The sequence below is a fragment of the Bradyrhizobium sp. USDA 3256 genome, from assembly GCF_054058275.1.
Genome location: NZ_JBSSAE010000002.1, coordinates 2,012,011 through 2,032,090 on the forward strand (window position 1 = coordinate 2,012,011; position 20,080 = coordinate 2,032,090).

The 20,080-nt window shown below is 64.6% G+C and carries 16 protein-coding genes; 13 read left to right on the forward strand and 3 right to left on the reverse strand.

Features of this window, described 5'->3' with window-relative positions; translation table 11 throughout:
• Positions 1-12: 12 nt before the first annotated feature.
• From ACVWY5_RS11050 to ACVWY5_RS11080, 7 genes are all read left to right on the forward strand, one after another.
• Positions 13-825: a hypothetical protein gene (locus ACVWY5_RS11050; protein WP_028331601.1), complete on the forward strand. Its 813-nt coding sequence runs from the start codon at positions 13-15 to the stop codon at positions 823-825.
• Entirely contained in the window at positions 822-1,580 is a 759-nt protein-coding gene (locus tag ACVWY5_RS11055) for a class I SAM-dependent methyltransferase (protein ID WP_028331600.1), read from the forward strand. Before ACVWY5_RS11050 ends, ACVWY5_RS11055 begins: the two co-directional genes overlap by 4 nt.
• A 3-nt stretch (positions 1,581-1,583) precedes the next feature.
• Positions 1,584-2,699, forward strand: a complete 1,116-nt coding sequence (locus ACVWY5_RS11060) for a glycosyltransferase family 4 protein (RefSeq protein WP_028331599.1) — start codon at positions 1,584-1,586, stop codon at positions 2,697-2,699.
• Positions 2,696-3,988 carry an O-antigen ligase family protein gene (locus ACVWY5_RS11065; RefSeq protein ID WP_028331598.1) on the forward strand — a complete coding sequence of 431 codons (1,293 nt, stop codon included), beginning with the start codon at positions 2,696-2,698 and terminating at the stop codon, positions 3,986-3,988. The genes ACVWY5_RS11060 and ACVWY5_RS11065 overlap by 4 nt, the downstream gene beginning before the upstream one ends.
• Entirely contained in the window at positions 3,985-5,304 is a 1,320-nt protein-coding gene (locus tag ACVWY5_RS11070; protein ID WP_028331597.1) for an MATE family efflux transporter, read from the forward strand. The genes ACVWY5_RS11065 and ACVWY5_RS11070 overlap by 4 nt, the downstream gene beginning before the upstream one ends.
• Entirely contained in the window at positions 5,301-5,927 is a 627-nt protein-coding gene (locus tag ACVWY5_RS11075; protein ID WP_028331596.1) for a class I SAM-dependent methyltransferase, read from the forward strand. The genes ACVWY5_RS11070 and ACVWY5_RS11075 overlap by 4 nt, the downstream gene beginning before the upstream one ends.
• Positions 5,928-6,012: 85 nt before the next feature.
• Entirely contained in the window at positions 6,013-6,684 is a 672-nt protein-coding gene (locus ACVWY5_RS11080; protein WP_028331595.1) for a class I SAM-dependent methyltransferase, read from the forward strand.
• 20 nt (positions 6,685-6,704) lie between these two features.
• Here the strand turns inward: ACVWY5_RS11080 and ACVWY5_RS11085 are convergent, their stop codons facing one another.
• The 3 genes from ACVWY5_RS11085 to ACVWY5_RS11095 form a co-directional block, all read right to left on the reverse strand.
• A complete protein-coding gene (locus tag ACVWY5_RS11085) occupies positions 6,705-7,424 on the reverse strand; it encodes a class I SAM-dependent methyltransferase (RefSeq protein ID WP_028331594.1) in 720 nt (239 codons plus the stop codon).
• An 8-nt stretch (positions 7,425-7,432) separates the two neighbouring features.
• Positions 7,433-8,743, reverse strand: a complete 1,311-nt coding sequence (locus tag ACVWY5_RS11090; RefSeq protein ID WP_028331593.1) for a nucleotide sugar dehydrogenase — start codon at positions 8,741-8,743, stop codon at positions 7,433-7,435.
• A 78-nt stretch (positions 8,744-8,821) separates the two neighbouring features.
• Positions 8,822-10,126 carry a glycosyltransferase family 4 protein gene (locus ACVWY5_RS11095; protein ID WP_028331592.1) on the reverse strand — a complete coding sequence of 435 codons (1,305 nt, stop codon included), beginning with the start codon at positions 10,124-10,126 and terminating at the stop codon, positions 8,822-8,824.
• Positions 10,127-10,243: 117 nt separating this feature from the next.
• Here ACVWY5_RS11095 and ACVWY5_RS11100 point away from each other — a divergent pair, with 117 nt between their 5' ends.
• The 6 genes from ACVWY5_RS11100 to ACVWY5_RS11125 all read left to right on the forward strand — a co-directional run bounded on the left by ACVWY5_RS11100 (position 10,244) and on the right by ACVWY5_RS11125 (position 19,937).
• A complete protein-coding gene (locus tag ACVWY5_RS11100; RefSeq protein WP_244978716.1) occupies positions 10,244-11,494 on the forward strand; it encodes a glycosyl hydrolase in 1,251 nt (416 codons plus the stop codon).
• Positions 11,495-11,605: 111 nt separating this feature from the next.
• Positions 11,606-13,786, forward strand: coding sequence for a bi-domain-containing oxidoreductase (locus ACVWY5_RS11105; protein ID WP_028331590.1), 2,181 nt, complete (start codon positions 11,606-11,608; stop codon positions 13,784-13,786).
• Between the two features lies 1 nt (position 13,787).
• On the forward strand, positions 13,788-15,776 hold the full coding sequence (locus tag ACVWY5_RS11110; RefSeq protein WP_028331589.1) for an alginate lyase family protein: 1,989 nt from the start codon (positions 13,788-13,790) through the stop codon (positions 15,774-15,776).
• Entirely contained in the window at positions 15,773-16,927 is a 1,155-nt protein-coding gene (locus ACVWY5_RS11115; protein WP_028331588.1) for a glycosyltransferase, read from the forward strand. Before ACVWY5_RS11110 ends, ACVWY5_RS11115 begins: the two co-directional genes overlap by 4 nt.
• Positions 16,928-17,599: 672 nt before the next feature.
• Positions 17,600-18,871 carry a calcium-binding protein gene (locus tag ACVWY5_RS11120; protein WP_028331587.1) on the forward strand — a complete coding sequence of 424 codons (1,272 nt, stop codon included), beginning with the start codon at positions 17,600-17,602 and terminating at the stop codon, positions 18,869-18,871.
• Between the two features lie 451 nt (positions 18,872-19,322).
• The gene (locus ACVWY5_RS11125; RefSeq protein ID WP_028331586.1) at positions 19,323-19,937 is read left to right on the forward strand and encodes a class I SAM-dependent methyltransferase; all 615 of its coding nucleotides are present in this window, start codon (positions 19,323-19,325) and stop codon (positions 19,935-19,937) included.
• The last annotated feature ends 143 nt before the right edge of the window (positions 19,938-20,080 follow it).

A 20,080-nucleotide genomic window follows, 5' to 3' on the forward strand; every position in this document is an offset into this window, starting at 1 on the left:
ACGCACGGCGGGATGCCCGGGCGCGCAGCCGCCTGGCTTGCGCGCGGCGTGCTGGTCGCGGTCGCGTGCTCGTCCGTCGCCTGGGGCACGACCACCTTGCCGGCCTTTGTCGACCAGACCCGGCTCGACGGCGCAAAGGACCTGATCCTTCGCAACGTACCGGTCAGCGACGCCGAGCTCGACGACCTCGGTCTGCTGCTGTCGCGCGCCGGGGCAGAGAAGGATTGCATGCCGGCCATCGATCGCAGCGTGGCGGTGATCCGGCTGCGGCTCGCCGAGAACGCGCTTGCATCCGGCGCGCAGGTCGACGCCCGGATGGGCGAGCTTGACGAAGCGCTCCGCAAATCGCTCGGCTGCGCGCCGGCCGATCCCTATCTTTGGCTCGTGCTGTTCTGGCTTCGCAATATACGGCAGGGCTTGAGCGACGCCAATTTCGACCTGCTGCGGATGTCGTACCGGCTCGGACCCAATGAGGGCTGGATCGTGGTCAAGCGCAGCGCGATGGCGCTCGCAATGTTCGACGCGCTGCCGCCTGACCTTTCGTCCGACGTGGTCGCCGAGTTCGCGCGTCTCGTGAAGACCGAACTGTACACCGAGGCAATCGATCTCCTGAAGGGACCGGGCTGGGCGCACCGTGACAAGCTGCTGGCCGGCCTCGCAGCTGTCCCGCAACGGAACGTCGACATCCTGACCCGCACCATGGCCGACATTGGATACGATCTCGATCGCCGCTCGCCGGCGGAACGGCGCATTTGGCAGCACAAATCGAACGACCGCCTCGACGAGCCTGCCCGAATGCCGCCGGAGGCGAGTGCTAGGCCATGACGATGGAATTCAGCGTCGGACAGCACAACGCGCACTACAAGGGCCTCTATTCGGCGCAGGAACGCGACTGGCGCCGCGTCTGCGCGGTCGACAAGGCCGATCATATCGCCGGCTTGCTCGGCGCAGCCGTCGCGAAGGTCGGCAATGTGCTCGAGGTCGGCTGCGGCACCGGCGCCGTGCTGGCGCGGCTGTCGGCGATCGGCATCGGCCGTGACTTCACCGGCATCGACGTGATCGATCCCGCGACCAACCTGGAGATCGACGGCGCCGCTTCAGCCCCGTTTCGCTGGTCCAGCTATGACGGCGCGACGATCCCGTTCGCCGACGGATCGTTCGACCTCGTCTATGCCAGCCACGTCCTGGAGCACGTGCCCGAACCGCGCGCATTCCTGCACGAGCTCGCCCGGGTCGCGCGGACCTTCGTCTATGTCGAGGTGCCGTGCGAGCTGCATGTGCGGACCAATCGCCGGGCGTTGCAATCGACGCTCGACATCGGCCATATCAATTTCTACACGCCCGACACGTTCCGCCTGGTGCTGGAGACGACGGGGCTCCATGTCACGGGCTTCGGCACCTATGACCACAGCCTGCCGGTTCACGCGTTCCATTCGTCGCGGGTGAGGGGGCTTGCCAAAAGCATTGTGCGGAAGTCGCTGTTGTCGGTCGGCCCGGCGTTCGCGACCCGGCTTGCGACCTATCATTGCGGGGCGCTCTGCCGGCGTGACGAGGCGCCGGCGCTGCCGCGGGACCGGTAAGCCATGGCGCCGCGCGTGGTCGTCTTCAACAACATGATCACACCGTACACCAACCGTCTCTACAACGAGCTGGCCAGCCGCGGGCTGGATCTTGCCGTGCTGTCCTGTACACCGCAGGAGGCCGATCGCTCCTGGGCCGGCTCGTTCACGCCGCGCTACGTCACGCGCACGGTGCCGGGTGTATCGATCCCGCTGTCGCGGTCGCGTCACACCCATGTCAATATCGGGATCGGGCGCGCCTTGAATGCGCTCGCGCCCGACCTGCTGTTCGTCAACGGTCTCTACCCCTCGATGCTGGCGGGCGCGGCATGGGCGCGCGCCAACGGCAAGGCGCTCGCGCTGACGATCGACGGCTGGCGCGAGACGATGCCCAACACCGCCTATCACCGTCTGGCGCGGCCCTGGCTGCTGCGCCAGTGCGGCGCGGTGGTGTGTTGCAGCGACAAGGGCAGGGCGTATTTCCGCGGCGAGGGCGTGCGCGCCGACGATCTGTTCGTGGTGCCGTTGGTGCCGGCATGGGATCCGCCGGCGGTCGTGCCGGCATTCGACGACCGTCCATTTCATCTGCTCTGGTGCGCCCGCCTCAATGACGACGCCAAGAACGCCATCTTCTTCGAGAACGTCGCGATCGCGCTTGGTGGGATCGTGCCCGGGCTGAAGGTGCGTGTGGTCGGGTCCGGCGCCGCCGAACGGCGCATGCTGGCGCGGCTCGGCGGTGCCGGCATCGACGTCTGCCATGACAGCTACCTGCCGTGGCAGGCGATATCGGACGCTTTTCTGCAGTCGCGGTTGCTGCTGCTGCCCTCATTGCTGGAACCGTGGGGCCTGGTGTGCAACGAGGCCCTGCAGTGCGGTGTTCCCTGCCTGGTGTCGCCCCATGTCGGGGCAGGCGGCGAGTTGGTCCGTGACCAGGATAACGGCTATGTTTGCGCGCTCGATGAACAGATTTGGGTGGAGGCGGCGCGCGGCTTGCTCGAACATCCCGCGCGCTGGGAGGCGATGTCGCGACAGGCCCGGCAGAGCGTGCGACGCGACGCGCTTGCCGACGCCGCGGCGCGCTTCACGGCCGCGGTCGATCATCTCTTGAGGGCGCCGGCCCGGCAGGAGGCCGTGCAATGATCGGCAGATGGTGGCTGCGAACCGATGTCTTTCTGCACGCCTATCTGGTGATGGTGCTCGGCTGCATCTATTTCCTGTTCAATTTCATCGAGGGCATCTCGTTCGCGGAAAGGGCCGGGGAATCCACGCTGTTCCGCGGCGCATGGCTGCTGCTCTACATCCTCCTGATGCTGCACATTGCGATCGATCGGAATCGCTTCGGCCTGCTGATGCTGCAGTCGCATCTCTATCTGACGTTCATCGCCTTCGCTCTGGTATCACTGGCGCTGAGCGCCGACCCCGCCGGCTCGTCGATCAAGTTCGCGATGTATGTCCTGACCACGATGTTCTCGGCATGGGTCGTGATCAGCTGCCCGGTCGATCGTCTCGTCGATACGCTGTTCCGGATCGGGATCGTGGTGCTGATCGTTCACGTCCTGCTGTTTCCGGTGATCGGCTCGCAATGGGATTACGACCCGCTGCACCGGCCGACGGTGCTCGGAACCCAGGCCTATGCCGGTGTGTTCGGCCACAAGAACCTCGCGGGCGCTTTCTTCGGTCTCATGGTGCTGATCTGCTTCGTGCGCATGCTGGAAGGACCGCGGCGCCAGTTCGGCTGGACGCTGCTGCTGATGGGATGTCATCTTTTTGCGCTTGCCGCGGCCGGCGCCGCAGGTCCGCTGATCAGCATGTTGACGGCGCTTGCCGTGACCTTCGGGCTCGTGCTCGTGGTGCTCGGGCACAGGGGGGCTGCCTCGATCTACTGGCTTGGCCTTGCTCTTGTTGCGCTCGTCGTGTTCGCCCTGCCGAGCGACGAGTTGTATGGGCTGGTCGGCCGCAGCGGAAACCTGACCGGCCGCTCGTTCCTCTGGTCGGTCTGGCCGCACTTCTTCTGGCAGCACCCCTGGCTCGGCTACGGGTTTTCGGGATTCTTCAACGAACTGCCGAACTCGCCGGTGAACGAGCTGACGAGCATGGCTCCGTGGAACACCGAGTTCGGCTCGTTCGAGAACTCCTATCTCGACGCCTTTCTCCAGTTCGGCCTGCTCGGCGGCGCGCTCTATATGCTGCTGCTGGCGCGCGCGTTGTGGAACACGATCGTCTTTGCGTTCGAGCGGACAGGGATGTACTGGCTGGCACCATTCGCGATGCTGCTGTTCGTCGTGATCGCGTCGGCCAATGACTCCAGCCAGCTGCTGCACAACTATTTCGGCTGCGTGCTGGTGTTCTGGTGCTATTTCGGCCCGGAGGCCAGGCTGCAAATGGCGCCGCGGCGGACTTTCAACAGATTGCGGGTGAGTGAGGCGTGAGTGCGTTGACCGACAGGCTGGACCGGGTGGCGGCTCAGACCCGGGTCGCCGGTGCCGTGAGCGGATTGCTCCGCCGGCTGCGGCGCGCCGGGGGCAATGTCGCGCTCGGCCTGATCGATCAGGCGCTGCTGAGCGGCTCCGCCTTCGTGCTGACGATCGTGCTCGCCAATGTGCTCGATATCAATTCCTTCGGCAGGTTCAGCGTCGCCTGGTCGCTCTCGATCCTGATCGAGGCGGTGTTTCTGCGCGGTCTGTTCGACGACGGCTTGCCGGCGACTGCGCACCGGATCCCGAAATCCCTATGGCCGCAACTGCGGCTCGGCCTCTATCTGTCGTCGCTGCTCGTCGCGGGTGCGCTCGGCCTGCTGCTGGTGAGTGCGGGCCTTATGGTCGTCGCCGTCGGAGGGGACGCCGGCGGGCTCGTGATCGCAACCGGGCTTGCGATCCCGGCGGTTCGGCTGCAGAGCATGTTCCGTCGGATCTGCTATCTCGACGGTAGACTGCCGCGCGCGCTGGTGTCCTCGCTGACCTATTGCGTGGCGCTGGTCGTCTCGGCCGGGCTGGTGATCGCCCTCAAGCTCACCGGCGCCGCCGCGGCGATGGCGTGCATCGCGATCTCGGCCGCGCTCGCCGGCAGCCTGCTGCTGGCCCACACCAGCGAGCTGGCCTGGCCGCAAGCCAGAATCTTCCGCGGCTCGCTGCGGCGGCTGTTTCGGAACGGGCGCTGGTTCGTCGCGACCTCGCTCACCTACTGGATCGGCAGCATCGGGCTGATCCCGGTGTGCGGCTTCCTGATCGGGCTGGACGCGAGCGCGTCGCTGCGGATCCTGCTGTTGGTGTTCGCACCGCTCAGCCAGTTCTGCGCGACGATGTTCTCGGTTCGCCTGCCGGAAATCGCGGCCGAACTGCGCGTCGGCCGGCGCAGCGCTGTCGCCGCTGCCGCGCGCGAAAATGCCCTGCTGCTCGGGTCGATCGCCGCCGCCTATGGCGCGGTGGTCGTGCTGCTCGGGCAGCGCATTCTCGCGCTTGTCATCCACGGACAGAGCTATGAGATCGGCACCGGCAGCCTCACCTTGATGGGAGCTGCGATGGCGCTCGACGCGGTGTGGCTCGGCCTCGCGCTGCCGCTGTTTGCGACCGGCAAGCCGCAGCGATTCATGCTGAGCCGGATTGCCGGCCTCGTCGCGTTGTGCTGCGTCCTGCCATTCGCGGCCGAGGCCTGGCAGGTGATGGGCGCGATCGCGGCGATGGTGGCCTCCAGCGCGGCGTCGGTGATCACGGTTGTGTTGACCAATTCGGCGCGGGAGCGGACATGACCGGCGACGCGCGCGGCGGCTCGCTCGAAAAGCTGCATATCGGCGCCTTCAATTGCGGCATCGCGGGCTGGATCAATACCGACATCACGATGCACCTGTGGATCGCGCGGATTCCGTTCGCGGCGAAATCGCTGCATCTCGCTGGCCTCCTCAGCGATGCCCGCTATGCCGAGCATCGCCAGGGCAAGTTTGCCGGGCTCCGCCACATGAACCTGACCAGGCCGCTGCCGTTCACGGACGGCAGCCTCTCGGCGGTGTTCAGCGCGCACGTCTTCGAGCACCTGTTTCCCGACGAGATCGAGCGGCTGGCGCGCGAGATCGCGCGGGTGCTGGCGCCTGGCGGGGTATGTCGCATCGTCGTCCCCGACATGGAGCGGATCGTCGCGCTCTACGATCCGGCGGCGCCGCAGGCTTTCCTCAAGGGCGTATTCGAGATCGATCGCCGCAAGGAGGCCGCCTTCGCGCATCACTGGGGCTTTACCCGCGCCTCGCTCGCCGCGCTGTTCCGCGACGCCGGCTGTTCGCAAACCCACACCCGTGCCTATCGCGAGGGCGTCTGTCCCGACATCGACCGGCTCGACAACCGGCCGGACGAGTCGATCTTCTTCGAGGCCATCAAGTGAGCGCGACAGGAAAATCGATGCATCGTAGCGTGAGGGATCGCGCATGCCGTGCTAGAGCGAACCGACCGGTAGCAGGAGACTGACCTTGCTGGGTGCGATTCAAGCCCGATTTTCCAATGCAGCGCGCCAGCGGCGCGGCGAATTCCTCGTCCGCACCGTGAACCTGCCGCTCGATGCGAAAATCCTCGATCTTGGCGGCGGCACCGGCCGGCATATTCGCGCGATCCTGCCGCGCCATACCGACATCACGGTCTGCGACATCTCGACCGACGATCTCAAGGCCGCGCGCGAGCGCTTCGGCTTCAAGACGGTCCTGCTGCGGGAGACCGAGCGCTTGCCGTTCGACGATCAGGCGTTCGACTTCTGCTTCTGCTCGTCGGTGATCGAGCATGTCACCGGGCCGAAGCAGGATGTCGTCACGATCGAGGACGGAGCGGCGTTTCAGAGCATCGCGCGCGAGCATCAGAACCGTTTTGCGGGCGAGATCTCGCGGGTCGCAAAGTCCTTCTACGTGCAGACGCCGTACCGGTACTTTCCGATCGAAAGCCATACCTGGCTGCCGGGCATCATCGTCCTGCTGCCGAGGCGGCTGCAGATCGCGCTGATCGAGCGGTTCAATCGCTTCTGGTTCAAGCGCACCGCGCCCGACTGGCATCTGTTCGACTGGCGCGAGATGACCGAAACGTTTCCGGACGCGAAGATCTATCGCGAACGCTATCTCGGCATGACCAAATCGCTGATGGCGATCAAGGCGTGAGACAGCTATCCGCCTGCACGTCAGTCGTCGCGCCGGGCCAGGATGTTGATCAGCGTGCCCACTGCGGGCTGGCGATCGAGTGCCGGCGGCAGCGGGGAGCCGGCAAAGCTGCTCCCCAGCATCGTGAGGCCATGTTGTCGGAGCAGACCCTGCATGGCCGCCGGCGAGGTGTCGAATCTGGAGAATGCGAGATAGCGAAACAGCGGCCGCGCCGACACGCGTGAAGAGGCCGCATGCGCGAGCTTGTAGCTCCGTCGCAGCAGCGATCCGCGGTTGGGGATCGAGAGCAGCAACCGCCCCCCGGGCATGAGCACGCGATGCATCTCGGCGAGGCACTGCGCCACGTCGGGAACATATTCCAGCACGCTCGCGCACAGCGCGCCGTCGAAGGATCGATCGGGAAACGGCAGGCTTGCGATGGTCGGGATCTGCTGGAATGTGAGCCGCCCGGCGAGCGTGCCGTCCGCGCTGTGGCCGCGAGCCGCCGCAATCATCTCCGATGATGCGTCGACGCCGGTGACGTCGCAGCCGCGTGCGGCGAGCAGGCGGGACAGCGTTCCGGTGCCGCAACCGGCGTCGAGCCAGCGCTGTCCGTTGAGGTCCGCGTTCCCGAGCAGGCCGAACATCGCGGCCGTCCGTGCCTGGAAGGTGCGGCTCTGATGCAGCATCTCCCACCCCGACGAAATCTCGTCGTGAAAGCGGATTTCGGGTCGCTCGCGGGTCTGGCCCATGGTGGCCATGATATTCCCTACCAGTGAAAACCGCTCACTTTGGCGCGCACCTGCTCGGGCAATCCGATCTCCGACAGTTCGAGCACGACCTGGTCGGGGCGGGTCGCCGTCAGCGCCGCAACGAAGCGCGGATCGGCCGTCGTCAGCACGATAATGTCGGCCCATTCGATGGTTGCCGTCACGTCGTCGTTCAACAGGCCGACCAGCTCCGGATTGCGCATCAGGAAATCCCGGTTGGCGCCGATCAGTTGCGACAGCTGCACATTGGGGTCGTAGATCCGGATGTCGCGCCGCTCGCCGCGCAGGCTCTTCACCAGCCTCACGAAGGGACTGTCGCGGACATCGTCGGTGCCGGCCTTGAAGCTGATGCCGAGGAACGCGATGCGGCGGCCCTCATGCGACAGGATCCAGTCGGCGCCGCGCGACATGATCATGTCATTGCTCGGCAGGATGCTCTCGAGCACCGGCGTCGACAGCCCGCGGCTGTGCGCAAGGTGTTTCAGCGCCTTGACGTCCTTGGGCAGGCACGAGCCGCCGAAGGCAAAGCCCGGCCGCAAATAGGCCGGCGAGATGTTGAGCCTCGTGTCCTGCATGAAGATGTTCATGACGTCGCGCCCGTCGATGCCGAGCGTCTTCGCGATCGTGCCGATCTCGTTGGCAAAGCTGACCTTGAGCGCATGCCAACTGTTGTCGACATATTTTACCAGTTCCGCGGTCTCGACCGGCGGCGTGATCTTGGCGCCGGGCAGATCCTTGTAGAGCGCCATGACGCGGTCGGCGGTTTCCTGGTTGAAAGCGCCGACTACGGTCTTGGACGGCGCGTTGAAATCCGCAATGGCGCTGCCCTCGCGCAGGAACTCGGGATTGAAGGCGAGGTCGAAATCGCGTCCGATCCTGTTGCCGGAGGCTTCCTCGATCAGGGGGCCGACGGTGCCGCGGGTGGTGCCAGGCAGCACGGTGGAGCGGATCGTCACGGTATGCGGCGCGTTCTTGGCGCGCAGTCCGCGGCCGATCTCGATCGCGACCTGTCGGATCGCGGTCAGGTCGAGGTTGCCGTTGCCGGACGAGGGCGTGCCGACGCAGACCATCGATATGTCGCTGTTGACGATCGCTTCGGTGGCGTCGGTGGTCGCGGTCAGCTGACCGGTTGCCACCGCGCGCGCCACCTTGTCCGAGATGCCCGGCTCGACGACCGGCGATCTGCCTCCGCGGATCAGGTCGACCTTCGCAACGCTCTTGTCGACGCCGATGATCTGGTGGCCGAGCTCGGTGAAGCAGGCGGCGCAAACGGTTCCGACATAGCCGAGGCCGAAAATGCTGACGTTCATGCTTCGACCTTCAACAATCCAGGACGTGCGCGTGGCCGCGGCCGCGTCGCGTTTGACTTGAGTGAGGCGGCTGCGCGTTCAAGACGATGCCCGCCCGGCGGCTGCGTTCGCGCTGGAAGGTTGCGAGGTCGGCCGCTCGGCGGGGGCATGCGCGCGCGGTGCGCGGCTTTGCGCGGGGACCTTCCCGGCGAACAACGCCTCATAGGCCGCGAGCAGCTTCGGCTCCTCATGCGTCCACGAAAGGGCCCGCTCGACGCGGTTGCGGCCAAATGCCCCCATCGTCTGCCGCAATGACGGATCGTCGATCAACGCGATGATCTTGCTGGCGAAATCCTTCGGGTCGTTCTTCGCGGCATAGAGCGAGGCGTCGAGCGCCGAGCGGCGGCCTTCGCGAACGTCGAACTGAACGATCGGCCGTCCGAGCGCCATGTACTCCATGATCTTGTTCATGGTGGAGATGTCGTTCATCGGCGTGACGCGGTCCGGATTGACGCAGACGTCAGCGGTAGAGAGCATCGTGAACAGCGCCTCATCCGCGATGGCGCCGGTGAAGTTCACGTAGTCGGAGAGCTGCATCTCCTCGCAGAGCTTGACCACCGCATTCCACTGCGGCCCGGTGCCGGCGATGTTGAACTGGATGTCGGTGCGGCCGAGATCGTGCACGATGTGGCCGATCGACTGCAGCAAGAGATCGATGCCTTCCGACTGGCCGATCACGCCGACATAGCCGACGCTGTAGCGCCGGCCACGGCGCCAGGCCGGATCGGCCGGCCGCGAGCGCACCCGGTCGAGATTGGGGCCGGATCGCACCACGAAAACCCGGTTGGCCGGCATGCCGCCGCGCGTGATCGCGATCTCGCGGTAGGATTCGTTGGTCGCGACCGAGATGCTCGCCGTCTTGAAGGTGAGATATTCGACCAGCCGCAGCAGCTGCCAGAAGAAGTCCCTGCGGCCGAATTTTGCTTCGTAGAGCTCGGGATTGACGTCGTGATGATCGAACACGAAGCGCTTGCCGCCGAGCTTGAACAACAGGCCGATCAGGAAGATCAGGTCGGGCGGATTGCAGCCCTGGATCACGTCGAAGCCGTGCTTCCACGCCACCTTGATCGCGAGCAGCGTCTCCCAGAACAGCGCGACCGGATATTCGATCAGGTAGGCGGCGATCCCACGCGCTTCCACCGGCATCGGATGGCGATAAATGTGAATGCCCTCGAGGCATTCGTAGGATTCGTCATGGCCGCGCCCCTTCGGGCAGATCACGGAAACTTCATAGCCCGCCTTGCGCAGCGACGTTGCTTCGCACCACACCCTGCGATCGAAAGGAACCGGAAGGTTCTCGACGATGATCAGGATCCGCCGCGGTGATGGTTCAGCTCTCGACATCTGAGATGATCTATACCATTGACCTAACAACATCACAATCCGACTAACATCGGCATTAACATGCGCGGCTTCCACTATGCAATCCCGGCACCGATGTGACGGCGACGAGACAGGGACATGGCAGGCAGAGTGAGGGATTTGGGCCAAAGGGCATTGATTGCGCTGGTTTTGAGCGCGCTGCTGCCGCTGGCCTACAAATGGCCGCTGCAGTGGAATAGTTCGACGTCAAACAATGCGCTGACTGCGAGCCGCGTGAACGCGGTGATCCCTCCGACGCTTTTCGGCATGACGATCAACGCGATCGGGCAGTCACCGCCAAAGTCGCAGCCCTGGCCCGAGCTCAAATTCGACGGCGTTCGGCTGTGGGGTGCGATCTACTGGGCGCAGATCAATCCGGCGCCCGGCATCTACAATTGGGCGCGCTTCGACGCCATCCTTGCCGCGGCGGAGCGCGAGCACGTCGAGATCGTTCTCAATCTCGCCTATACGCCGCGCTGGGCCGCGTCGGTGAAGGATGCGCCGCCGGCGTTCACGCCCGGCGCAAGCTCACCGCCGGCCGACCTGGCGTCATGGGATGACTGGGTGCGCGCGGCCGTGGCGCGCGCCGCCGGCCGCATCAAATACTGGGAAATCTGGAACGAGCCCGAGGATCCCAAATATTACTCGGGCAACATCGCGACCATGGTCCAGCTGCAGAAGCGGGCCTACGAGATCATCAAAGCCAGCGATCCCACCCTGACCGTGCTGACACCGCCGTCCAACGGCACGCCGGACGGATATCGCTGGCAACAGGCCTTCATGGCGCAAGGCGGCGGACAATATGCCGATGTGTTCGCCTTTCACGGCTATACGAGCGAGCCCGAGGCGGTGATTGGAATCATTGCGCGCTTCAAGAAAATCCTTGCCGCGCACGACCTGTCCGCGAGGCCGATCTGGGACACCGAGGCCGGCTGGTCGTCCTATGAGGACAATCCGGACGGGTGTCTGGCACGCGCCTACATCCTGAAATGGATCAGCGGCGTCGACCGGTTCTATTGGTACGAGTTTGCCGGAGGCGGCAGCGACTTTGGAAAATTATGGGACCCGGCGCGCGGGCTGCTGCCGAGCGGAATTGCCTACCGCACGATCCAGTCCTGGCTGGTCGGTGCAAGCGTCGTGGCAGCAGGCAGGACGTCGCCGACGACCTGGCGCGTCGAGCTTCGCATGCCGGATGGCCGTAACGGCTTGATCCTCTGGACCACCAAAGGCCGGTCCGTTTATCGGGCCGACCCGCGTTTTAGCCTTTACGAGGGCCTCGACGGCGGCGAAGGGCCTGTCGCCAACGGCGAAGTCGAGATCTCGCCAAAACCGGTCCTATTGCTGGAATGATAACAATGTTAAGTCTCCGGCAATAAGATAATTATGACGATGTTCTTAGCTTCATTGCGGGCGTTGGGCGCGATACAAGGAGCGCTGTTAACTTGAGGCGATTGACCGACTGTGAAGCAGATCGCGCAAAACTATAAGAGCGGCGAGCTCAAGCTGATCGATGTGCCGGCGCCGCGCTGCCGTCCCGGCGGGGTTTTGGTGCGCACGGCGTTCTCGGCGGTGTCGACCGGCACCGAGATGATGAAGTTCACCGAAGGCCGCCTGTCGCTGCTCGGCAAGGCGCGCGCGCGACCTGACCAGGTTGCCAAGGTGATGCGCTCGGTCCGTCAGCAGGGGTTGGCTGCGACCTATCAGAAGGTGATGAACCGCCTCGATTCCTACACGCCGCTCGGCTACTCGCTGTCAGGCACCGTCGTGGAAGTGGGCGAGGGCGTCGGCGGCTTCTCGGTCGGACAGCGCGTCTGCTGCGGCGGCAATCAATATGCAACCCACGCCGAATATAATTGGGTACCGGTGAACCTCTGCGTGCCGCTGCCGGACAGCGCTGCGCTAGACCAGGCCGCATTCACCACGATCGCCTCGATCGCCCTGCAGGCGATGCGCCAGTCGGAGATCCGTTTCGGCGAGACCGCCTGCGTGATCGGGCTTGGCCTGATCGGCCAGATCATGGTGCGGCTGCTGCGCAGCGCCGGTGTCGTGGTCGCCGGGCTCGACCGGCTGGAGGCGCGATGCCGCCAGGCGGAGGCTGCGGGCGCCGCGGTCTGCGCCGTCGCATCGGATGATGCCGCGGCCGAATTCCGCGCCCGGATCGACCAGCTGACCGCAGGGAACGGCGTCGATTGCGTGTTCATCACCGCAGGCAGCGACGATCCCGATCTCGCATCGCGATCGGCGGCGCTGCTGCGCGACCGCGGGCGCATTGTCGATATCGGCAAATGCACGCTGAACCTGCCGTGGAACGAATTCTACGACAAGGAGCTCGATGTGCGCTTCTCGCGCTCCTACGGCCCCGGCCGCTACGATCCGCTCTATGAGGAGGGCGGCATCGACTATCCGATCGGTCATGTGCGCTGGACCGAGAAGCGCAATATGGAAGCGATCGTCGCGCTGCTCGCCGACGGGCGGCTCGATTTTTCCTCGCTGATTTCCGAAACGGTGCCGCTGGAGCAGGCGACGTCGGCGTTCGAGCGCATGAGCCGCGGCGAGGTCGGTCTCGGCATGGTGTTCGCCTATCCGTACGCCGCTCCCCGCGCGATGCAGATGATCTATCGTCCGGCGGTTGCCCTGCGCAGCGGCCGGGTGCGGCTCGGCGTCATCGGCGCCGGCAACTATGCCTCCAGCATGCTGTTGCCGCAGCTTGCGAGCAACCCGCGCGTCGATCTTGTCGAGGTCGCCACCAATACTGGCCTCAGCGGCGCCACGGCGGTCCGCAAATTCGGCTTCGCGCGTGCCTCGACGGATGCGGCCTCGGTGCTCGGCGCCGACGACATCGACGCCGTGCTGATCGCAACGCGCCATGCCTCCCATGCCGACCTCGCGACGCAGGTGCTGCGCGCGGGCAAGGCGGTGTTTGTCGAAAAGCCCTTGGCGATCGATACAAACTCGCTCGATCGATTGGAGCAGGTGATCCGGGAAACCGGCAACAACCGGCTGATGGTCGGCTTCAACCGCCGCTTTTCGCCGCTGCTGCAGGGCATGCGCGCGGCGTTCGCGCCGGCAGGACCGCAGACCCTGCAATATCGCGTCATCGCCGGGCCGCTGGAGAAATCGTCCTGGTATCTGCAGGCCGAGAGCGAAGGCAGCCGCTTCGTCGGCGAGGGCGGCCATTTCATCGACGTGTTGTGCTGGTGGCTCGGCGCCGGGCCGGTGCGTGTCTCCGCGAGCACGGCGGGCAGGGACGTCGACAATCTCGTGGCCACCTTCGATTTTGCCGACGGTTCGGTCGCAAGCCTCAGCTATCTCACCGGCGGCGATCCGCGGGTGCCGAAGGAAGCGCTCGAGATATCGGCAAGCACGGGTTTTGCGGCCTTCGACAATTTCTCGGCCTTCGAAGTCTGGCACGCCGGACAGCGGACGGCGAAGACAGCGCGGCTCGACAAGGGCCAGCGGCCGATGCTGGATGCCTTCATCGCAGCGGTCGCATCGGGAGCTGCGATGCCGATCGCGCTCGATTCGCTGCTGGCGACCACGCGCGCAACGTTTGCCGTCCAGGAAAGCGCGGCCGCCGGGATGCCAATCGATCTGACGGCCGACGCAGCAGAGCAGGGCGTCGCGCGCGCCTCGACGGCGTGAGATGAATCCGGCCTGGTATCTGCGCAGGCTGCAGCGCATGGAGCCGTCCGAGCTTGCGGGACGGGTGAATGACCAGGTGCTGCATTTGCTCTGGCGGATCACTCCGCCCGACATCGCACGGCGTGCCGGCGCCAGGCTCGCTGCCGGCCCGCGGCAGCCGCGCCTGAAGCCGCTGCCTTCGCGGGCCAGCGCTCCGCAACAGGCCGCCGAACGGCTGATCCAGAGCGCCGACCGGATTCTCGCCGGGCACTGGCGGATTTTCGCCAGGGATCATGGGGCCCTCGGCGAACGGCCCGACTGGTTCGTCGATATCAGAAGCGGCAAGCGGGCGCCGGCCGGCGTGCACGCATTCGCCGTTCCCTATCGCGACGAAGCCGCGGTCGGAAACATCAAATACATCTGGGAGCCGTCGCGTCACCACCATCTCACGGTGCTCGCGGCCGCGTACTACCTGACCTCCGACGAGCGCTATGCCAGGCGCGCGGCCGAGCATCTGGTGAGCTGGTGGCGGGAAAATCCGTTCCCGCGCGGCCCGCACTGGATCAGCGGCATCGAGCTTGGCGTCCGGCTGATCTCGTGGGCCTGGGTGCGCCAGCTGCTGCAGACCTGGCCGGGCGCTGCTGCGCTGTTCGAGGACAACGATCTGTTCCTGACGCAGCTCTATGCACACCAATACTGGCTGTCGCAGTTCCCAAGCCGTGGCTCCTCGGCCAACAACCACCTCATCGCGGAGGCTGCCGGGCAGTTCGTGGCGGCTTGCGCGTTTCCGTTCTTCCAGGACAGTGCGCGATGGCGCGAGCAATCGGCCGCCACGCTGGCACACGAAGCCGTTGCGCAGACGCTTGCCTGCGGCAGCAACAGCGAGCTCGCGACCGACTATCATGGCTTTGTTCTCGAACTGCTGCTGGCGGCGGCAGTGCAGGGTGAAGCGTCGGCACATCCGCTTGGCGATGCGGTCTGGACTACGATGTGCCGCATGAGCGACGTCATTGCCGCGATGCTGGACGATCGCGGTCATCCGCCGCGGCAGGGCGATGGCGACGACGGCATCGGCCTGCTGCTCGACGATCACGACGGCAATCGCTGGCTCGGCTTGCTCAGCAGCGGCGCGCGCTTGTTCGGCGCTCTGCCATGGTGGCCCAAATCGCCGAAGCCCGATCTACGTAGCTTTTTGCTCACCGACGGCATCGGGGCCCGTGCGATCGCCGGGCGGCCCAAGCGCCGCCCGCATTTGCTTGAGGGGGCGGGACAGACCTTTCTGATCGATTCCGAGCGCGCGGTGTGGTGCCGTTGCGACCACGGCCCGCATGGCTTCGGCCGCATTGCCGCCCACGCCCATGCGGACGCGCTGTCGCTCGAATGCAGGATCGGCGGTGTGGAGATCTTGGCCGACCCCGGCACCTATTGCTACCATGGCGATCCGCGATGGCGGGCCTACTTCCGCTCCACGCTGGCGCACAACACGCTGTGCCTGTTCGCGCGCGACCAGTCGGTGTCGGGCGGGCCGTTTCTCTGGACACGGCATGCGCAGAGCCGGCTTGTCGCAGCAAGCGGCCTGGACGATCGCGATGCGGATGCGAGCTGGGTCGCGGAGCATTCGGGATATCGCGACGAAGCAGGTGTCGTGCATCGCCGCTCGGCGCAATTGCAGCGTCAGATGGCGCGGCTCGTCGTCACCGATGTCGTGCTTGCTGATGAAGGGCTCGCGGTGCCGGCGAGCCTCAGCTGGCATCTCGGTCCCGACGTCGAATGCAAGCTCGAAGGGCACAAGGCGCAGCTCGCTTGGCCGGGCGGGCGCGGCGAGCTCGATCTGCCGGCGGCCCTCAGCTGGATTGCGTATCGGGGCGACGAGGCCATGCCGGCCGGGTGGTATTCGCCGTCCTTCGATCTCAAAGTGCCGGCGACGACCTTGATCGGCTGCGGTACGCTCGCGGGCGGCCAAAGCCTGGTGACCGAGCTGCGCTGGTTTTCAGACCCGGCCGGATCATGAAGATCCTGGTCGCTCACAACAGGTATCAGGGACGCGGCGGCGAGGACGTCGTGTTTGAAGCGGAAGTCGACCTGCTGCGCGCCGCTGGACACGGCGTTGAAACGCTCACGGTCAGCAACGCGGCGATCAATTCGCTCGCCGCGCGCATCACGACCACGTTGTCGATCGCCGATAATCCGGAGGGAAAGCGGGTTGTGGCTGAGGCGATCGATCGCTTTCGCCCTGACGTCGTCCACGTCCACAATTTCTTCCCGCTGCTGTCGCCCGCGATATTCGATCTCTGTCGGCAAAAATGCGTACCCGCGGTGGTGACGCTGCACAATTATCGCAGCATCTGCACCGGCGGCATGCTGCTGCGCGATGGCCGCATTTGCCACAAGTGTCTGGACCGCGGACATCTCTGGGGCGTCGTGCACCGCTGCTACCGCGGATCGCTTCCGGGCTCGATCGCCTCGGCCTACATGATCGCGCGGCATCAGCGCCGTGGCACCTGGACGCGTCCTGGCCTGCGCCTGATTGCGCTGACGCAGTTTGCCAAAACCCTGTTCACGCAGGCCGGCTTCGACGCGGACCGGATCGACGTGAAGCCGAACTTCATGGCCGATCCGGGGGCGCCCGATCCGGCGGCGCCGCGCAGCGGGCTGCTCTATGTTGGACGGCTGAGCCGCGAGAAAGGCGTCGGCGTGCTGCTCGAGGCCGTTGCGGGGACCGGTGTGCCCTTGCGCGTCGTGGGTGAGGGACCGGAGCGTGCTGCGTTGGAGGCTCGGGCGCCCGATCATGTCACCTTCCTGGGCGGGCTCTCGCGCGATGAGGTGCTGCGGGAAATGGCGAATGCGAGGGCATTGGTGGTACCGTCGCTATGGTACGAAGGATTTCCGATGGTCGTGGTCGAGGCCTTCGCGCGCGGCACGCCTGTCGTCGCCTCCGAGATCGGCGGACTTGCCGAGGTGGTGAGCGACGGCAAGACCGGCGCGCTGGTGCCGCCGGGCGACGCGGCCGCGCTCCGAAAGCGGATCAGTGAGGTTCTCGGCGCCGCCGAACTGACCGCCGCATGGGGACGGGCCGCACGAGCCGCCTATCTCGAGCGCTACGCGCCGGACGAGAACTGCCGGCTGCTCGAGGCTATCTACGCGCGCGCCGCCGGTGGATGATCGCCGCAGGTCGGAGCTCTGCGCGCGATCGGGCATCGTCCCGCCGGTTCCAAGGCGGCGTCGCTAACATATTGCGGCAAATCTGGTGTTAATTTGTTACATCAGGGTGTCTGATCGGCATCGCGCCAGGTTTTGATTCCCGCGGTCGAACGGCGCTGATTCTGCGGGTGATTCCATGATCTCGCTTGATCGAGCCCGCAAACTGCCGCCAGGCGGCGTTATAACACTGGTCGGTGGGGCGCCGGCAGCGAAGTTTGACGCTTTTTTGCAAAACGTCTCATGCGATGCAGAAATATTTTTTTCAGATCGGAAAATCGCGTCGAAGCGCTCACGGCATCAGTGAAATTCCACGCTCCCGCGGTATCCCGGGCCCCCGTGAAACCCCGTATAATCGCTACCCTTTTTTGCGTCGCGGCTAACATTGGCGATTGACCTGCGCTAAATGTTATAGTGCATTCGAAGTAGTGCTAAGTCTCACATAAATCTCAGGGAACCGGGTGTTAACAGCGCATTGCTGATTGACACTCCGGCCTAGCGGACTTAACAATGGACTTAACAAGTTCGTAACCTGGGTCCACATTTGGGTTGCATCGCAACAAACCAGTTGTGAATCAACAGCTTAAGTGTGGGCGAGCGGCTTGAATCCTCGTATCCCAAGCAGGGGCTACATCGATGGCGACTTACAATCTAGACCAGACCGACCTCAAAGCGGCGATCAACTCCACGATCGATCATTCGACCCAGCAACAGATTCTTGACTATCTGATCAACGCGGGGATCGGATACACCAGCCCGGACAACGGCGCGACGATTCCGGTGCAGGAGGGGGCTGGGATCACCAACCCGGATCCGAACGCCAATGTTCTGATCGAAACCAACCCCGTTAACACTGTTAACACCGACGCCAACCTGAAGGCGATCATTGAGGACACCAACCAGGACGTCACGCTGACGGTGAACGGCAGCACCCCGGTGCTGGTCGCGACCGGCCACGGCAACGATCAGGTGTTCATCAACAACACCGGCGACACGACGGTTCTCACCGGCACCGGCAACGACACCATCTTCGGCGGTGCCGGTCACGACTCGATCGATGCAGGCTCCGGCAACGACGTGCTGGTTGACAACGTCTCCGGCCACAGCACGCTGGATGGCGGCAAGGGCAACGATCTGCTGTTCGGCTCCGGTGCCGACACGCTGAACGGTGGCTCCGGCAACGACACGCTTTACGGCGGCAGCTCGTCGCAGCTGAGCGGCGGCAACGGCAACGATGTGCTGGCGTCCGGCAGCACCGCCGGCAATTCCAGCACGCTGGATGGCGGCAAGGGCAACGATGCGCTGTACGCTGGTGCGGGCAACGACAGCCTGGACGGCGGCGCCGGCAACGACTCGCTGTATGGCGGTTCCGGTATCGACACGCTGCATGGCGGCAACGGCAACGATCTCCTTGTCGGCGGTGCCCAGACTGCTGCTGAGTCCGGCGGCAACGGCAAGGACGTGCTCTACTCGGGCAGCGATGCGTCGCACGCGACCTCGCTCGATGGCGGTGCCGGCAACGACTCGCTCTATGGCGGTGCCGGCAACGACACGCTCCATGGCGGTTCCGGCAACGATACGCTGGTTGCCGGCTCCGGCACGCAGACCCTGATCGGCGGCGACGGCAAGGACTCGTTCGTCGGCTCCGACACCGGTACGGCCTCGATGGTTGGCGGCTCCGGTCAGGACTACTTCTACCTGAACAACGCCACCAGCAGCGACACCATCGATGGCGGTGGCGGCAACAAGGACTCCCTGACCTTCCTGGATCACGCTTCGACCGACGTGAGCGACATCAGCTCTGGATCGAACGGTTCTATGGACATCACCTTCAGCAATGGTCAGGTGACCCAGATCAGCAACATCGAATACCTGATCTTCAACGATGGTAACTCGACCAAGCTGTAAGATCCTAGGTCCGCACTAAGCGAAAGCGCCGCCCCAACAGAGGTTGAGGCGGCGCTTTTTCTTTGATCGTCGGCATGGCCCGTCAGGAATGGTTGATTGAATGATCGAATACGCTGCGGTTGATGATCATGAGCACCTGCGATGAGTTCGACGGGTCGCGTCAGGAGAAGCGCATGCGCACATCCCGATTGGAACCTTGTCGACCGATCCGCGTCAGATGTATCAAATCGATCACAAGTTCCGCCCCGGGCATTTCCGCCAATGGATGTTAGAAGTTAGTCCGTCACATTCGGACCACGTAGCTTTTGTAAAGCCGTGCCGCTCGCTTGACACAACGGAGTTGTGGCCGATGGCTATCTGCGGCCCTGGCACCTTTGGTCAAGACGAACGATCGCTGCAGAACTCAGCCGCTTAACGAACCCGCGGAGCTCTCGAATTGGCCAAGAAAAAAATGCTGAATGCCGGCGCTGGATCGACGGTTACCAAGCGCATCCAGCCGCTCCTGACATCGCATGAATGGGACGAGATTCGATTAGACGTCGACGGCGGCGTGAACCCCGACGTTGTCGGGTCGATTACCGATCTTGCCCGATTGTTCCCGGCGGCCTCGTTCGACGCGATCTGGTGTTCCCATGTCATGGAGCATCTCTATGCCCATGAGGTTCACCCCACATTCGTCCAGTTCCGCCAAGTCCTCAAGCCGGACGGATTCGCACTGATCATGTCTCCTGACCTCGAGGCGGTCGCTCAGCACATGTTGACGCGCGGCCTCGGCGCGATCGCTTATGTCTCGCCGGCAGGTCCGATCCGGCCGTTGGACATGATCTACGGGCATTCCGGCGCGATCGAGCAAGGGCGCCACTACATGGCGCACAAGACCGGCTTTTCGACCGAGCGGATGGGGAACCTGTTGCTCAGCGCCGGCTTCCCGACGGTGTCCGTTCGGAGCGGGAATTTTGAGATCTGCGCATTGGCGCTCATGCCGGAGGCCAGGGACGAGCGGATCAGGCCACAGCTGGAGGCCTGCGGATTCGACTTCCAGGAGACGGTGACCGCCGACTCGTGACTTGTCGATGTTAAACAATGTTATAAGGTTCCCTGGTTAAGTCGCACGAGAACGTGCTCGAAACTGGCTTCGCGGCCTGCCGTGAAACATATCTTTTTCGGGTGACGCGCTGAAAATGCTGCGTTAGCGAACTAACAGTGATA

Coding starts and splice junctions, on each gene's coding strand:
- ACVWY5_RS11050 (WP_028331601.1), top strand. CDS start 13: ATGCCCGGGCGCGCAGCCGCCTGGCTTGCGCGCGGCGTGCTGGTCGCG.
- ACVWY5_RS11100 (WP_244978716.1), top strand. CDS start 10,244: ATGGCAGGCAGAGTGAGGGATTTGGGCCAAAGGGCATTGATTGCGCTG.
- ACVWY5_RS11090 (WP_028331593.1), bottom strand. CDS start 8,743: ATGAACGTCAGCATTTTCGGCCTCGGCTATGTCGGAACCGTTTGCGCC.
- ACVWY5_RS11085 (WP_028331594.1), bottom strand. CDS start 7,424: ATGGCCACCATGGGCCAGACCCGCGAGCGACCCGAAATCCGCTTTCAC.
- ACVWY5_RS11075 (WP_028331596.1), top strand. CDS start 5,301: ATGACCGGCGACGCGCGCGGCGGCTCGCTCGAAAAGCTGCATATCGGC.
- ACVWY5_RS11065 (WP_028331598.1), top strand. CDS start 2,696: ATGATCGGCAGATGGTGGCTGCGAACCGATGTCTTTCTGCACGCCTAT.
- ACVWY5_RS11060 (WP_028331599.1), top strand. CDS start 1,584: ATGGCGCCGCGCGTGGTCGTCTTCAACAACATGATCACACCGTACACC.
- ACVWY5_RS11120 (WP_028331587.1), top strand. CDS start 17,600: ATGGCGACTTACAATCTAGACCAGACCGACCTCAAAGCGGCGATCAAC.
- ACVWY5_RS11110 (WP_028331589.1), top strand. CDS start 13,788: ATGAATCCGGCCTGGTATCTGCGCAGGCTGCAGCGCATGGAGCCGTCC.
- ACVWY5_RS11095 (WP_028331592.1), bottom strand. CDS start 10,126: ATGTCGAGAGCTGAACCATCACCGCGGCGGATCCTGATCATCGTCGAG.
- ACVWY5_RS11055 (WP_028331600.1), top strand. CDS start 822: ATGACGATGGAATTCAGCGTCGGACAGCACAACGCGCACTACAAGGGC.
- ACVWY5_RS11115 (WP_028331588.1), top strand. CDS start 15,773: ATGAAGATCCTGGTCGCTCACAACAGGTATCAGGGACGCGGCGGCGAG.
- ACVWY5_RS11125 (WP_028331586.1), top strand. CDS start 19,323: ATGCTGAATGCCGGCGCTGGATCGACGGTTACCAAGCGCATCCAGCCG.